Origin of the sequence: Proteus alimentorum (assembly GCF_002607735.1) — a bacterium.
Classification (GTDB): domain Bacteria; phylum Pseudomonadota; class Gammaproteobacteria; order Enterobacterales; family Enterobacteriaceae; genus Proteus; species Proteus alimentorum.
Map to the genome: position 1 here is coordinate 101,728 of NZ_NBVR01000044.1, position 15,599 is coordinate 117,326.

17 protein-coding genes are annotated in these 15,599 nt (G+C 40.4%); 10 read left to right on the forward strand and 7 right to left on the reverse strand.

Translation table 11 applies throughout. From position 1 onward, the window contains the following. Positions 1-96 precede the first annotated feature (96 nt). Both ppa and fbp read right to left on the reverse strand, forming a co-directional pair. The gene (gene ppa, locus B6258_RS17745) at positions 97-624 is read right to left on the reverse strand and encodes an inorganic diphosphatase (RefSeq protein ID WP_098941362.1); all 528 of its coding nucleotides are present in this window, start codon (positions 622-624) and stop codon (positions 97-99) included. Positions 625-823: 199 nt separating this feature from the next. Next, the gene (fbp, locus tag B6258_RS17750; protein ID WP_023583589.1) at positions 824-1,831 is read right to left on the reverse strand and encodes a class 1 fructose-bisphosphatase; all 1,008 of its coding nucleotides are present in this window, start codon (positions 1,829-1,831) and stop codon (positions 824-826) included. Positions 1,832-1,995: 164 nt separating this feature from the next. Here fbp and mpl point away from each other — a divergent pair, with 164 nt between their 5' ends. Then, the gene (gene mpl / locus B6258_RS17755) at positions 1,996-3,375 is read left to right on the forward strand and encodes a UDP-N-acetylmuramate:L-alanyl-gamma-D-glutamyl-meso-diaminopimelate ligase (protein ID WP_099076388.1); all 1,380 of its coding nucleotides are present in this window, start codon (positions 1,996-1,998) and stop codon (positions 3,373-3,375) included. Between the two features lie 58 nt (positions 3,376-3,433). Here mpl and argR read toward each other — a convergent pair whose 3' ends face one another. Further along, on the reverse strand, positions 3,434-3,904 hold the full coding sequence (gene argR / locus B6258_RS17760) for a transcriptional regulator ArgR (RefSeq protein WP_006535714.1): 471 nt from the start codon (positions 3,902-3,904) through the stop codon (positions 3,434-3,436). Positions 3,905-4,351: 447 nt separating this feature from the next. Here argR and mdh point away from each other — a divergent pair, with 447 nt between their 5' ends. Then, the gene (mdh, locus tag B6258_RS17765) at positions 4,352-5,290 is read left to right on the forward strand and encodes a malate dehydrogenase (RefSeq protein ID WP_099076389.1); all 939 of its coding nucleotides are present in this window, start codon (positions 4,352-4,354) and stop codon (positions 5,288-5,290) included. Positions 5,291-5,392: 102 nt separating this feature from the next. Here mdh and B6258_RS17770 read toward each other — a convergent pair whose 3' ends face one another. Beyond that, positions 5,393-5,659, reverse strand: coding sequence for a helix-turn-helix domain-containing protein (locus B6258_RS17770; RefSeq protein WP_075672811.1), 267 nt, complete (start codon positions 5,657-5,659; stop codon positions 5,393-5,395). A gap of 186 nt (positions 5,660-5,845) precedes the next feature. On the opposite strand from B6258_RS17770, the gene B6258_RS17775 reads away from it, so the two are divergent. Next, positions 5,846-6,196, forward strand: a complete 351-nt coding sequence (locus B6258_RS17775; RefSeq protein WP_099076390.1) for a DNA-binding protein — start codon at positions 5,846-5,848, stop codon at positions 6,194-6,196. 82 nt (positions 6,197-6,278) lie between these two features. After that, entirely contained in the window at positions 6,279-6,695 is a 417-nt protein-coding gene (locus B6258_RS17780; protein ID WP_036939375.1) for a DNA-binding protein, read from the forward strand. A gap of 49 nt (positions 6,696-6,744) precedes the next feature. Here the strand turns inward: B6258_RS17780 and ispB are convergent, their stop codons facing one another. After that, on the reverse strand, positions 6,745-7,716 hold the full coding sequence (gene ispB / locus B6258_RS17785; protein WP_099076391.1) for an octaprenyl diphosphate synthase: 972 nt from the start codon (positions 7,714-7,716) through the stop codon (positions 6,745-6,747). A 263-nt stretch (positions 7,717-7,979) separates the two neighbouring features. Between ispB and rplU the strand changes: the two genes are divergently transcribed. From rplU to cgtA, 3 genes are all read left to right on the forward strand, one after another. Beyond that, a complete protein-coding gene (gene rplU / locus B6258_RS17790) occupies positions 7,980-8,288 on the forward strand; it encodes a 50S ribosomal protein L21 (protein ID WP_006535707.1) in 309 nt (102 codons plus the stop codon). A 19-nt stretch (positions 8,289-8,307) separates the two neighbouring features. Next, a complete protein-coding gene (rpmA, locus tag B6258_RS17795; protein ID WP_006535706.1) occupies positions 8,308-8,565 on the forward strand; it encodes a 50S ribosomal protein L27 in 258 nt (85 codons plus the stop codon). 130 nt (positions 8,566-8,695) lie between these two features. Next, entirely contained in the window at positions 8,696-9,868 is a 1,173-nt protein-coding gene (gene cgtA / locus B6258_RS17800) for an Obg family GTPase CgtA (protein ID WP_099076392.1), read from the forward strand. Positions 9,869-9,954: 86 nt separating this feature from the next. Here cgtA and dacB read toward each other — a convergent pair whose 3' ends face one another. Continuing rightward, entirely contained in the window at positions 9,955-11,397 is a 1,443-nt protein-coding gene (gene dacB / locus B6258_RS17805) for a serine-type D-Ala-D-Ala carboxypeptidase (RefSeq protein ID WP_099076393.1), read from the reverse strand. A gap of 410 nt (positions 11,398-11,807) precedes the next feature. Between dacB and greA the strand changes: the two genes are divergently transcribed. After that, the gene (greA, locus tag B6258_RS17810; RefSeq protein ID WP_099076394.1) at positions 11,808-12,284 is read left to right on the forward strand and encodes a transcription elongation factor GreA; all 477 of its coding nucleotides are present in this window, start codon (positions 11,808-11,810) and stop codon (positions 12,282-12,284) included. Between the two features lie 121 nt (positions 12,285-12,405). Here greA and yhbY read toward each other — a convergent pair whose 3' ends face one another. After that, a complete protein-coding gene (yhbY, locus tag B6258_RS17815) occupies positions 12,406-12,699 on the reverse strand; it encodes a ribosome assembly RNA-binding protein YhbY (RefSeq protein WP_036914752.1) in 294 nt (97 codons plus the stop codon). A 145-nt stretch (positions 12,700-12,844) separates the two neighbouring features. On the opposite strand from yhbY, the gene rlmE reads away from it, so the two are divergent. After that, positions 12,845-13,474: a 23S rRNA (uridine(2552)-2'-O)-methyltransferase RlmE gene (gene rlmE, locus B6258_RS17820; protein ID WP_036939360.1), complete on the forward strand. Its 630-nt coding sequence runs from the start codon at positions 12,845-12,847 to the stop codon at positions 13,472-13,474. 47 nt (positions 13,475-13,521) lie between these two features. After that, a complete protein-coding gene (gene ftsH / locus B6258_RS17825) occupies positions 13,522-15,468 on the forward strand; it encodes an ATP-dependent zinc metalloprotease FtsH (protein WP_075673624.1) in 1,947 nt (648 codons plus the stop codon). The last annotated feature ends 131 nt before the right edge of the window (positions 15,469-15,599 follow it).

A 15,599-nucleotide genomic window follows, 5' to 3' on the forward strand; every position in this document is an offset into this window, starting at 1 on the left:
ACTTAAAATAGGTGGGCAAAAGATGATGAAATAAAAGGCAAATAAACCCAATGCTAGGGGGTTATTTGCCTTGTAATATCTTGATTCGCTCAAGGATTATTTTTTAGCGCGTTCGAAAGAAGACAGAATTTCAGCTTTAGCGGCTTCTACGCCTTCCCAACCGTCAACTTTAACCCATTTACCCGCTTCTAAATCTTTGTAGTGTTCAAAGAAATGTTTGATCTGTGCTTTTAACAGTTCAGGCAGATCGTTCACATCTTTAATGTGATCGTATTCTTTGCTCAGTTTAGTATGTGGAACTGCAACCAGTTTCGCATCTTCACCTGATTCGTCAGTCATTTTCAGTACGCCAACAGGACGGCAACGAATAACTGAACCTGGTTGTAATGGATATGGAGTTGGAACCAGAACGTCTACTGGGTCACCATCTAAAGATAACGTGTTGTTGATGTAACCGTAGTTGCATGGGTAGAACATTGCAGTTGACATAAAACGGTCAACGAACAGTGCGCCACTTTCTTTATCAACTTCGTATTTGATAGGATCAGCATTTGCTGGGATTTCAATAACAACATAGATATCTTCTGGTAGTTCTTTACCAGCAGGAACATGATTCAGGCTCATAAAAAATTTCCTATAAAAAAATTAATTTTACGTGGCCTTTAGTATAGCGAAAAGTTTTTAACAATACCCGTTTTTTGCCGAACATGTTGCGTTCTGGCGTAAAAATAAGCAGCAAATAAAAGAAAGCGCTGTTTTGAAGGATGAAAAAACCGGACGAATAAGAAGTCCGGTTTATCTATGTCCATGCTAAACGAATGGATTATTCTTCGTCTGGATATTGCGCCATAAAGCTTTCAGCTTGTTCAACCATCGATTTAGTCCCGACAAAGAAAGGCATACGTTGGTGAAGTTCTTTTGGTTCGATATCAAGAATACGCTCTTTACCGTTACTTGCTTTACCGCCAGCTTGTTCGGCTAAGAACGCCATTGGATTGCATTCATAGAGTAAACGTAATTTACCAGTAGGGTGGCTTGCAGTACTTGGGTAAATATAAATACCCCCCTTCAGTAAGTTGCGATGAAAATCAGCAACTAAAGAACCAATATAACGTGTGGTATAAGGGCGATTTGTTGCCGCATCTTGTTCTTGGCAATACTTAATGTATTTTTTTACCCCTAATGGGAATTTGATGTAGTTACCTTCGTTGATTGAGTACATATTTCCTGTTGGTGGGAAATGTACACTTTCATGAGATAAGCAGAATACACCCAAAGAGGGATCGTAAGTAAAGGCATGAACACCACAACCTGTTGTATAAACTAACATGGTTGATGAGCCATAAACGACATAGCCAGCAGCGACTTGACGATGACCGGGTTGTAAGAAGTCATCTAAAGTGACAGATTGACCAATAGGTGTAATACGGTGGTAAATAGAGAAAATTGTTCCGACGGAAACGTTTACATCAATATTCGACGAACCATCTAAAGGATCCATTAGTACAACATACTTGGCATTTTCAGCACGATCACCTTCAAAGATAACAATATCATCTTCTTCTTCTGATCCGATACCCGCAACTTCACCACGCGCTTTTAATGCAGCTTTTAGTTTCTCATTCGCGTAAAGGTCCAGTTTCATCTGGGCTTCACCTTGAACATTAGAAACACCGTTAGTACCAAGAATATCGACTAACCCTGCTTTGTTAATATCACGGTGGATAATTTTAGCCCCAAGCTTAATTGCTGAAAGTAATGCAGTAAGTTCACCCGTTGCATGGGGAAAATCTTGTTGTTTCTCGACGATAAATTCGCCTAATGTTTTCATGACGCAGGTCCTGAATGTGAGTGGGTAAAGTAAAAAGGAGGAAAAATCTCCTTGGTGGTGGCAAGTTTAGCCAAAGAATCGGATGATTCAAAGGTTAATCCGTTTCTTATCTGCTTTTTGATCGTTAGAATAGTGACCAACTTCATGCTATTGGACAGAAATTCATGCACATTCATATTCTTGGTATTTGTGGCACCTTTATGGGGAGTCTTGCCATTCTAGCTAGAGCGAAAGGACACAAAGTCACAGGCTCAGACGCTAATGTCTATCCACCCATGAGTACTTTATTAGAAAATCAGGGAATCGAACTGATTGAGGGATATGACCCAAAACAATTAGAACCTGCCCCTGACATGGTAATTATTGGTAATGCGATGACACGAGGAAATCCTTGTGTTGAAGCTGTACTTGAAAAAGGTTTGCCTTATACTTCTGGCCCTCAGTGGCTACATGATTATATTTTACCTGAACGTTGGGTGTTAGCTGTTGCTGGAACCCATGGTAAAACGACAACAGCAGGTATGCTGGCTTGGGTTTTAGAAGACTGTGGTTATAAACCCGGTTTTTTAATTGGCGGTGTACCGGGCAATTTCCAAGTATCTGCACAGTTAGGCGAAAGCCCTTTCTTTGTGATTGAAGCCGATGAATATGACAGTGCTTTTTTTGATAAGCGCTCTAAATTTGTTCATTACTCTCCACGCACACTGATTTTAAATAACCTTGAATTCGATCACGCCGATATTTTTGATGATTTAGCGGCAATTCAAAAACAATTCCATCACTTAGTTCGTATCGTCCCAGGCTCAGGGAAAATCATCATGCCTGATAACGATATGAATTTAAAACAGACCATTGGAATGGGATGTTGGAGTGAACAAGAGTTCACGGGGGAAACGGGAGATTGGCAAGCCAAAAAACTCAGTAATGACAGCAGTCATTTTGAGGTATTTCATAAAGGTGAGCGAGTCGGGGAGGTATGCTGGGGACTTTCTGGTGAACACAACATGCAAAATGGCTTAATGGCGATTGTGGCAGCGCACCACGTTGGCGTTTTACCTGCTGATGCTTGTGAAGCATTAGATAAGTTTATTAATGCGCGTCGTCGTTTAGAGCTACGTGGTGAGGTTAACCAAGTCAGTGTTTATGATGACTTTGCACATCATCCTACCGCGATTTTGGCAACGCTTGAAGCATTACGCAGTAAAGTCGGTGGAACTGCTCGTATTATTGCGGTGTTAGAGCCTCGTTCAAATACCATGAAAATGGGAATTAGCAAGGATGATATCGCACCTGCATTAGGTCGAGCTGATGAAGTCTTTTTATTCCAGCCACCTAATATTCAATGGTTAGTGAGTGATATTGCAGAGCATTGTGTACAACCAGCCCGCTGGAGTACAGATCTGGATACACTCGTTGATATGATTGCGAAAGAAGCTCAAGCAGGTGATCATATTTTAATTATGAGTAATGGCGGTTTTGGTGGTATTCATGAAAAGCTGCTCGCAAAATTAGCACAGCCTAAAGATGCTGATCGCCAGTATTAAAAATAAATAAGCCACTGAAAATTCAGTGGCTTACTTTTTGACGCTGTAGAAAAGCTAATTATAATTCTTGATCAAAAAGATTCAGAATAGCATCTCGTAATTCTTCTGTGGAAAATCCCGGTGCTGGTGTTGAAAAAATAGTGTCATCACCCGCAATACTGCCAAGGATCCCTTCTGCTTTGCCTAATGAATCTAATAAACGTGCAATAAGTTGTGCCGCACCTGGGCTCGTTCTTATCACCACAACAGAGTGGTTATGATCGATATCGAGTACCAGATTTTTTAATGGGCTGCTTGCTGTTGGTACGCCAAGCTCAGTAGGAAGGCAATACACCATTTCCATTTTGGCGTTACGAGTTCTTACTGCACCAAATTTTGTTAGCATACGAGAGATTTTGGACTGATTAATATTATCAAATCCAGCCTCTTGTAATGCAGTCACAATCTCGCCTTGTGAACTGAATTTTTCTTCTTTCAGCAGGGCTTTAAACGCTTTAACCAAGTCTTCTTGCTTAGAAGGAACGCGCATAGTTCACCTTTAGTGAGTTATCAATAACCCGTGTATTATGCAGAGAAGTGAATTTTTATGCAACATAAGACGAAAAAAGGCGAGTGAGAGCCTCCTCAAAATTGTAAAGTAAAACGTACTGCAAAAAAATTTTATTTACAGTGCGTGAATGTGATAATTTAAAGAAAGTAAAATATTTGTTAAATAAATGATAAGCTTATATGATTATCACAAGGATGATGGTGTACTTAACATTTTGTCATATTTATTGAAATTATTTATCAAAAGAGTGTCCACTATCTCATTAACAGATAAGCAATTTGTTTAGAATAACCAAAGTATTTTTTTTCACTGAAAATGCCTTATTATGCAATATTGCTGTTAAATAATTGTTTTTTAAAAGGTGAATTGCGTAATAGTGAGTATCTCGAAGGCGTTCCACTATCTCGTAAACTAAGGAGTATCAGAATGAAAGTAGCAGTTCTCGGTGCAGCAGGCGGTATTGGTCAGGCACTGGCACTTCTTCTTAAAAATCAGCTTCCAGCTGGTAGTGAACTCTCTTTATATGATATCGCTCCCGTCACACCGGGTGTCGCAGCTGACTTAAGCCATATCCCCACTCAAGTTACGGTAAAAGGTTTTGCGGGTGAAGATCCTTCTCCTGCGCTAAAAGGCGCTGATGTTGTCCTGATTTCTGCGGGTGTTGCTCGTAAACCAGGCATGGATCGTTCTGATCTTTTCAATGTTAACGCAGGTATTGTGCGTAACTTAATTGAAAAGGTTGCACAAAATTGCCCGAAAGCACTTATCGGTATTATTACTAACCCAGTGAATACAACCGTTGCTATCGCAGCCGAAGTGCTTAAGAAAGCTGGCGTTTATGATAAGAAACGTCTTTTCGGTATCACCACGCTCGATATTATTCGCGCCAATACCTTTGTTGCAGAACTAAAAGGTCAAGATCCACAAAAAACCAACGTTCCTGTGATTGGTGGCCACTCTGGTGTGACTATTCTTCCTCTATTATCTCAAGTTGATGGCGTTTCATTTACCGATGATGAAGTTGCAGCATTGACTAAACGTATTCAAAACGCAGGTACTGAGGTTGTTGAAGCTAAAGCGGGTGGCGGTTCAGCAACATTATCTATGGGTCAAGCAGCCGCGCGTTTTGGTCTTTCATTAATTCGCGCTCTAAATGGCGAGAAAAATGTTATTGAATGTACCTACACCGAAGGCGACGGAGAATATGCCCGTTTCTTTGCACAACCAATTCTTTTAGGTAAAAACGGTGTAGAGGAATATTTATCTATTGGTAAATTAAGTGATTTTGAAAAGCAATCTCTTGATGGAATGTTAGATGTATTGAAAAAAGATATAATTCTTGGTGAAGAATTTATTAATAAATAAAGAAATACTTTTTTTGCTATAAAAATAATGCAAATTTAAATAAAAACCGCTGATACTATATCAGCGGTTTTTTTTATTAATTATAATGCCTGTAATTATTAGTTAATTATTAGTTTTGGTACGAATCTTTCGCTCAAGTAATTCTCCTGTTTCAGGATGGAAATAACGGCTAGGCCAAATTTCACTAGGAGCTACACCAAGATAATCAGCAATGATTTTCTCTCCTTTAGGCCAAGGGCGTGATAGCGCATTAGCGAGTGTTGAAGAGCTTAACCCTGCTTGGCGAGAGATGGCAGCCAGTGTTGTTCCTCGTTTTCTAAGTGCGGCAATAATATCGGCAGGATGCCAATCAGATTTCCTTGAAATCATTTTTAATCCTTTTTCTATAAAATTAATTGCTGTGTTAGTGGTATAAATAACAGTTTATTAGAAATGTCCTAAAGCATTTAAACTGATTATTTAGAAAATAAAATAACATTATTTTTCTAAAAAGATTTCTGATTTTTTTCTTAATAATTTCTTTTTTGAAGTTGATAACAATTTTAGAGAAACATAATGAAAAAAGAGTGGTATACGGCAAAGGAATTGACGGGTATAGGTGGATTACCTAAATCACCACAAGGTGTAAACGCAAAAGCTAAACGTGAATTATGGCAAAAACAAAAGATAAAGAATAAGCAAGGTAATGGTGTTGAATATCATTATTCTTGTTTACCAGATGAAACTTTAATTGCTCTGGAACTTTATGAACCATTAGCACATTACAAATTAAATAAAAAAGAGGAGCCACTCGTTATCTGGGTGAAAGCATTCCAACAACTAAATGATGGTGAACAAAAAACATTAACAGAGCTGATATTGCGGGATGGTATTAGAAGTTTTTTAGAAAAAATCGTCAATGATTAAGCGATTTTAAAGAATCTATTATTGCGTTATCCGCAACAGATATCTATCTGACTAACCTCTTAGTTGAATGTGAGATGAGATCATGAAAAAAGAATGGTATACAGCGAAAGAATTAGTGGGGCTTGCGGGATTACCTAACTCACCGCAGGGAGTTAACTTGATGGCGCGTCGTGAAGGATGGGAAAACCGTCGTAAACGAGGTGTGCAGGGAAAAGCGGTTGAGTATTCAGTGAAAAGTCTGCCTGATGAAGTTATCGGTGTATTAGCTGCGCATGAACCTCCCGCAGAGTATTTATCCAAGCGTCAGGATGCTTTTTTGATTTGGGTTGAAGCCTATTATCAATTAACTAAATCAGAACGTGAAAAAATTGTGAAATTTGTACTGCGTGAAGGGCTAGCCAAGCTCATTAGTTATATTGATGCTGATAATCAAGATGCTATTGAGCGAGAAAATGAAGAAGTGCTCAATAAATTAAAAAACCCACCAGAGTCGACATAGTCGCTCTGGCGGGCTTTTCTATCCCATTAATGGGATAGTACCATTAGAATTAGGATAGACGTTGTACAGCGACGTGAGCAAGCCCAATAAGCGCATCTTTATACTGTGAGTCAGGTATAATGGATAAAGCTTCAATCGCTTTGTCTGCTTCTTCTTCTGCTTTTTGACGGGTATATTCCAAAGAACCACACTGTTTCATCGTCTTTAAAACAGTATCCAATAAATGGCGGCCATTACCTTGTTCAATGGCTTGGCGAATTAATTGAGATTCTTCATCATTGCCGTTATGCATAGCATGAAGTAATGGCAATGTTGGTTTGCCTTCATCAAGATCATCACCAGTGTTTTTACCCAGCTGGCTGTTATCTGCATCATAATCAAGCAAATCGTCAATGAGCTGGAAAGCAGTCCCAAGATAACGGCCATAATCTTGGAATGCTTTTTCTTGCTCAGGCGTCGCACCCGAAAGGATCGCTGATGCATGAGAAGCCGCTTCAAAGAGACGCGCTGTTTTGCTGTAGATGACTTGCATGTAGTCATCTTCAGAAATGTCAGGATCGTTACAATTCATTAACTGTAAAACTTCACCTTCAGCGATCACATTGGTGGCGTTAGACATTAATTTTAATACACGCATCGAATCAAGATCCGTCATCATCTGAAAGGATCGTGTATAAATAAAGTCGCCAACAAGTACACTGGCAGCATTTCCAAAGACAGCGTTTGCCGTTTGTTTTCCTCTGCGCATATCAGACTCATCAACAACATCATCATGTAACAACGTTGCAGTATGAATAAATTCGATAAGCGCTGCGACCGAGATATGTTTGTCACCTTGATAGTCCAATGCTCGTCCAGTGAGCACTGCGATCATTGGTCGGATCCTTTTACCACCACCACTAATGATGTAGTAACCAAGTTGGTTTATCAAAGAAACATCTGAATTAAGCTGGTAAAGGATTGCCTCATTTACCGCAGTCATATCAGCGGATGTTAGTTTTATAATAGATTCTAAATTCATGTTTTTTCGACTTTGGCTCGCCAATGAGCGCGTTATTATTAATAAAAAATGATCATGCCATAGATTTTACTCTCTTATAATTTAGATTGTACTTTAAAAATGGCTGAAATAAATATCGTGTAAAAAACTCTTTTTTTTAACGCTAGTTTGCGATCTGTACTTGTCATCGGCACTAAATTTGCGTAGAATTCGCGCCCTATGTGAATATTTTAATTGTGCACTCAAATTATACATATTGGGAGTGTGCGGAAAGCGGAGTTTATATGTACGCGGTTTTCCAAAGTGGTGGTAAACAACACCGAGTCAGCGAAGGTCAAACTATTCGTTTAGAGAAGCTGGAAGTAGCTACTGGCGAAACAATCGAGTTTGATACTGTAATGATGGTCGCTAATGGCGATGACATTCAAATTGGCGCTCCAATCCTTGCGGGCGTTAAAGTTAAAGCGGAAGTGGTTGCTCACGGTCGCGGCGATAAAGTTAAGATTGTTAAGTTCCGTCGTCGTAAACATAGCCGTAAACAACAGGGCCACCGTCAGTGGTTTACTGATGTTAAAATCACTGGTATCGCTTAAGGTTTAGGAGAGTAGTTCAATGGCACATAAAAAGGCTGGCGGCTCGACTCGTAACGGTCGTGATTCCGAAGCAAAACGTCTGGGTGTTAAACGTTTCGGTGGTGAAGCTGTATTAGCAGGTAGCATCATCGTTCGTCAACGTGGTACTAAGTTCCATGCAGGTACTAACGTTGGTTGTGGTCGTGACCACACCCTGTTTGCATTAGCTGACGGAAAAATTAAGTTCGAAGTTAAAGGTCCAAACAACCGTAAATTTATCAGCATCGAAGCTGAATAATTACTGGTCCTTTAAGCACCGAGTCAAAAGCCCTGCAAATCTGTTGCGGGGCTTTTTATATTTAAAAAAGGCCATCTCTGGGTAATTTCGGCCATCCAGCACGTTAATGGCTACTATACGGAGTAAAATCATGAAATTTGTTGATGAGGCCAAGATCCTAATCGTCGCGGGCGATGGTGGTAACGGCTGTGTAAGCTTTCGTCGCGAAAAATATATCCCTAACGGGGGACCAGACGGTGGTGATGGTGGTGATGGTGGTGATGTCTACATGATTGCAGACGAAAACCTTAACACCTTAATTGATTACCGTTTCACAAAATCTTATCGCGCAGAACGTGGTGAAAATGGTCACAGTCGTGATTGCACGGGTAAGCGTGGTCAAGATATTACTATCAGTGTTCCTGTCGGAACGCGTGTCCGTGATTTAGCAACAAATGAAGTCATTGCTGACTTGACTGCTCATGGTCAAAAGCAAATGGTTGCTAAAGGTGGCTTCCACGGTTTAGGTAATACTCGTTTTAAATCATCAGTTAACCGTGCTCCACGTCAACGTACAATGGGAACGCCGGGTGAATCTCGCGAAGTTCTATTAGAGCTAATGCTATTAGCTGATGTGGGTATGCTTGGTATGCCAAATGCGGGTAAATCTACATTTATTCGTGCAGTATCAGCAGCAAAACCTAAAGTTGCTGATTATCCATTTACAACGTTAGTACCAAGCCTAGGCGTGGTGCGTATGGATAATCACCAAAGTTTTGTGGTTGCAGATATTCCCGGATTGATCGAAGGCGCTGCTGATGGTGCAGGTCTTGGGATCCAATTCTTAAAACACTTAGAGCGCTGCCGTGTGTTATTACACTTGATCGATATTGATCCTATTGATGGATCGGATCCTGTGGAAAATGCAAAAATTATTATCTCTGAATTAGAGAAATACAGCGAAAAATTAGCACAGAAACCGCGTTGGTTAGTGTTCAATAAAGTTGATCTTCTTGATGCTGAAGAAGCAAAAGAGAAGGCAAAAGCAATTGTTGACGCGCTGGGTTGGGATGAAAACTATTACATGATAGCGGCCATCAACCAAGAAGGTGTAAAAAAACTTTGCTGGAATATCATGGAATTCCTGAATGTTACTCCGCGTGAGCAAGATATTGTTGCAACAAAAGCAGAGCCAGGAAAAGTTGACTTTATGTGGGATGATTACCACAAAGAACAGCTTGAAAACCCTGATTTCGAAGAAGATGACGACGATGATTGGGATGAAGAAGACGATGAAGGTATTGAATTTATCTACCAACGTTAATTGTCATTCTGATGGTGATTAAAATAAAAACGCCTGATTAATCAGGCGTTTTTCATATCTATTGCTTATATTTATCTCGTGTAAACCTAGCGGTTGTTGTACATATCTTTATACAGATTCGTTTCAAAACGCACTAAATAAGCGCGTCCAGCATTGCGATTCTGTGTAGGAGGTGAATACGCTGAAACGTATTGCACAAACGCAACTTTCTGTCCATTTGCTGTGGTCATAAAGCCCGCAAGATTGTAAACCCCTTTTAATGAACCTGTTTTGGCTGAAACTTTGCCATCAACACCCGCTTCATGAAAACCGCCTCGATATTGTAATGTACCGTCATGCCCTGCAAGGGGGAGCATAGTGATAAAGTTTAATTCACCTTCATGTTGTCCAATATATTGAAGGACTTGCATCATGGTTGCAGGCGAAATGAGGTTATGGCGAGAAAGACCAGAGCCATCAACCATAACGGTATTTCCTAAATCAATTCCGGCTTTTTGTTTTAAAATCGCACGGGTTGCTTCTGCGCCAGAACGCCAAGTACCTGCAACACCATAATACTCACGACCAATGGTTCTAAATACGGTGTCTGCAATCATATTGTCAGACTCTTTTAGCATGGTAGTTAGTAAGCTATGTAACGGTTTTGATTGTGTCTGTGCCAGTACAGTCACTGGCGCTTTTAGTTGAGATCGACGTTTGATATATCCATCAAGTTCAATATTGGCGCGCTGTAACTCTTCTTTTAAAATTGTACCAGCCCAATGCGCACCATCTTGAATAGAAAACATTAAAGGTACTGCATCGTCACGTTTAGGAATACAACCTGTGATGACATAGGTATTTAAGTCACGAACGGTGACATCTAATTCACAAAAACGGGTACGAGTCGATCCTTTTTCATAAGTTTCAACTTCACTTAAAACGGTGACAGGATAGAAAGAAGCTTTACGTATGGTGGCAATATCGCCTTCTTTGTTGCCACTTTGCAGCAAGACGGAAAAGCAGTTCTTATCAACAATTGCGGCACTCGGAGGAGCACTAAAGCATTGAGTCAGATCATTCCAAACCCAACCGGGTGCTTTGTCATGGCTTGAAAAAGCAGAAGTATCAATAAGTAGATCACCATGCACTTTTGTAACACCAGATTGTTTTAATATGGCAACCATTGCTCTTAATTGCTGGCGGGTTAAGGTAGGATCGCCTGTAAAACGAAAGATCAAATCACCATTAAGCTGATTGTCTTTTATTTTGCCTTCTGTTTCCATTGTTGTGGTGAATTGATAATTTCCACCTAATTGAAGTAATGCTGCAAGTGCAGTCACCACTTTTTGAGTACTTGCTGGAAGGGCTAATTGATTGGCATGGTAGTTAAGATTAGGATAAGCAGCGCCAACGGGTTGAGTGATTAAACCTACTTGTGTTCCTTCAGGAAGAAGGGATGTGTAGTTTTCAACAGGTATCGCTTGGGTTGAAAAACTGATGATACTTAATGTGTAAAGTATCCGTCGAAATGTTGATAGTAAGCGCATAATTTCTCTATCCGTGACTATAGCGTGTAACGTTACAGTATTGATTGCCAGAGGCTAATACTAAAGGGCAATGAGGGCAAAAGTAAACGGTAACAAGCAGGATTAGCTCATTATCGGAAAAAGTCTGTTTATCTCTTTATAAAGAGAGATAAGGCGTGAAGCAATGCGTCTGTTGTGTTAGATTTAGTTTTAAGTATGGGAGGGTTAGTTTTCGTCCCAATAGCATGAGTTGGGAATATAATATCGTCCCCCTCATTCACCGAATATATGTAGAGACAGGCCCAATTTAAGGTTGCCTGTGTCTTTTTTTGTCTTGAGAAGAGTAAATAGATCCTTTTCTCTGTGTTGTTAGTATAAAAAATCAGGATGATACCTATTTTTTATTAGGAATAGTATTGAGGTATTAACACATGAATCAGATCCCTATGACAGTTCTAGGTGCAGATAAATTACGCGAAGAGCTGGAATATTTAAAAGGTGTTCGTCGTCCCGAGATTATTGCCGCTATCGCTGAAGCTCGTGAACATGGAGACTTAAAAGAAAACGCGGAATATCATGCTGCAAGAGAGCAACAAGGTTTCTGTGAAGGTCGTATACAAGAAATTGAAGCAAAATTATCGAATGCTCAAGTCATTGATATTACAAAGATGAATAACAATGGCCGTATTATTTTTGGTTCAACAGTGACACTGTTAAATGTTGAAACTGAAGAAGAGCAAACTTACCGCATTGTGGGTGATGATGAAGCGAACATTAAAGAAAACTTAATTTCTGTTAACTCACCGATTGCGCGTGGGTTGATTGGTAAAGAGTTAGATGATGTCGTTGTTATCACTACACCGGGCGGACAAGTCGAGTACGAAGTTTTAAACGTAGAATACATTTAATTTATAATTTTACGTTTCTATAGAAAACTAGACTGCCATCCTGTGGTAATATAAAAAAGGCCTTAAAAGGCCTTTTTTGCCATAGAGTTAGTTATGGCATTTTTATATAAAGATACAAGTTTTATTTCGGTAAAATAATCTTACGTGCTTCTGAAGGACGATAAAGAACAAGAATTTTTCCGATAACTTGTACATTCTGTGCACCGCTTTCGCGTACAATCGCTGCCACGATCAAGTTTTTAACATCTCGATCTTCGCCTGCGATTTTGACTTTGATAAGCTCATGGTGCGCCAGAGCGAGTTCAATTTCTGCAAGAACGCCTTCAGTCAACCCGTTGTTACCAATCATAACGACTGGATTCAGGTGATGAGCGAGCCCTTTCAGGTGTTGAATTTGTTTTTTGTTAAGAGTCATCATTAATTTTTGCTTTGTTGGGATTGAAAACGATCTATTCTAACGCCATCTCTCACTTATCACCATAAAATGTCGTTAAGACGAGGTTAAATGAGTGAAAGAGTAAAAATTTTGATAGCTAAGTGTATGATAGTTGGAAAACGCAATGGCCAATAAGAAACGTTCGGCAAGCTCTAGCCGCTGGTTACAAGAACATTTTAGTGATAAATATGTTCAGCAAGCAAAGAAAAAAGGGTTTCGCTCTCGTGCTTGGTTTAAACTGGAAGAAATTCAGCAAAGTGACAATATCTTTAAACCAGGTATGACCGTTGTCGATTTAGGAGCAGCCCCAGGAGGGTGGTCTCAATACGTTGTACAGCAGTTAGGAAGCAAAGGTCGAATCATCGCATGTGACCTTTTACCTATGGATCCTATAGTCGGAGTCGATTTCCTTCAAGGCGATTTCCGTGATGAACTTGTATTGAAGGCATTGCTTGATAGAGTAGGTGAAAACAAAGTCCAGGTTGTCATGTCTGACATGGCTCCAAACATGAGCGGTACACCCGCGGTCGATATCCCTCGATCCATGTATTTAGTAGAATTAGCGCTTGATATGTGTCGTGATGTGCTGGCTCCCGGGGGAAGTTTTATTGTCAAAGTGTTTCAGGGAGAAGGCTTTGATGAATACCTGGGGCAAATACGCTCCCTGTTTACGAAAGTGAAAGTTCGTAAACCAGACGCTTCGCGGTCTCGTTCTCGTGAGGTATATATTGTAGCCACAGGGCGTAAACTTTAGTACCCTAAAGCTATTTGTTAACACAGTTGTAATATGAGGTTAATCCCTTGAGTGACATGGCGAAAAACCTGATCCTCTGGCTAGTTATTGCAGTCGTTTTGATGTCATTATTCCAGAGCTTCGGACCCAGCGATTCGAATAGTCGTAAGGTGGATTACTCTACCTTTATCAATGAGTTAACTAATAACCAATTACGCGAGGTCAGCATAAGTGGTTATGATATTAATGTAACTAAAACAGATAACTCAAAGTACAGCACGTATATGCCTATGCGTGATGATAACCTGCTGACCACTTTAATGAACCGTAATGTAAAAGTAACGGGTGAACCACTTGAAGGCCAAAGTCTTCTGACTCAAATTTTTGTGTCTTGGTTCCCAATGCTATTACTGATTGGTCTTTGGATTTTCTTTATGCGCCAAATGCAAGGTGGTGGCGGTAAAGGTGCGATGTCTTTCGGTAAAAGCAAGGCGCGCATGTTGACAGAAGACCAAATCAAAACAACCTTTGCTGATGTAGCGGGTTGTGATGAAGCGAAAGAAGAAGTAAGCGAATTAGTTGAGTATTTACGTGATCCGGGTCGTTTCCAGAAATTAGGGGGTAAAATCCCTAAAGGTATTCTGATGGTAGGGCCTCCAGGTACAGGTAAAACATTATTAGCAAAAGCCATCGCGGGTGAAGCTAAAGTCCCATTCTTTACCATTTCAGGTTCTGATTTCGTTGAAATGTTCGTGGGTGTGGGTGCTTCTCGTGTTCGTGATATGTTTGAGCAAGCTAAAAAAGCAGCACCTTGTATCATCTTTATCGATGAAATCGATGCGGTCGGTCGTCAACGTGGTGCAGGTTTAGGTGGTGGTCATGATGAGCGTGAACAAACACTGAACCAAATGCTAGTTGAAATGGATGGTTTCGAAGGTAATGAAGGTATTATCGTTATTGCGGCAACTAACCGTCCAGACGTGTTAGACCCTGCATTACTTCGTCCAGGTCGTTTTGACCGTCAAGTAGTTGTTGGTTTACCCGATGTGCGTGGACGTGAGCAAATCCTTAAAGTCCATATGCGTCGTGTGCCTTTATCACCCGATGTTGATCCAGCAATTTTAGCGCGTGGTACACCAGGTTTCTCTGGTGCTGACTTAGCTAACTTAGTTAACGAAGCAGCTTTATTCGCTGCACGTGGTAATAAACGTGTTGTCTCAATGGTTGAGTTTGAGAAAGCGAAAGATAAGATAATGATGGGCGCAGAGCGCCGTTCAATGGTGATGACTGAAGAACAGAAAGCATCAACCGCTTATCATGAAGCTGGTCACGCCATTATTGGTCGTTTAGTCCCTGAACATGACCCAGTGCATAAAGTGACGATTATTCCTCGTGGACGTGCATTAGGTGTGACTTTCTTCTTACCTGAGGGCGACCAAATTAGTGCAAGCCGTCAGAAGTTAGAGAGCCAAATTTCAACACTTTACGGTGGTCGTTTAGCTGAAGAAATTATCTATGGTGTAGAGCATGTTTCTACGGGAGCTTCTAATGACATCAAAGTTGCGACCAATATTGCACGTAACATGGTGACACAGTGGGGCTTCTCTGAAAAATTAGGGCCATTGCTGTACGCAGAAGAAGAAGGTGAAGTGTTCTTAGGTCGTTCTGTTGCTAAAGCGCAACATATGTCTGATGAAACAGCGCGTACAATCGACGAAGAAATTAAAGCTATCGTTGATCGTAACTATGTTCGTGCTCGTCAGATCTTAATGGACAACCTTGATATTCTGCACTCAATGAAAGATGCACTGATGACTTATGAAACTATCGATGCGCCTCAAATTGATGATTTAATGAATCGTCGAGATGTTCGTCCACCTGCGGGTTGGGAAGGCAATAATGGCAATAGTGGTACAACGACTACTGCCCAGCCAGCACAAACGCATGTAGCGAGTGAGCCAAAAGATAAACCTGAGTCAGAAAGTGATACACCTTCTGATAAAAATACTCACTAATCCTTATCGGGTTATGCATATTGAGTAAGCTATAAATACAAACCCCAGGCTGAACTGCACCCCAAAAGTTGGACACCAACTTTGGGGTGTTTTTCCATGGCTAAATATTCTCTTGATTTTAAACTAAATGT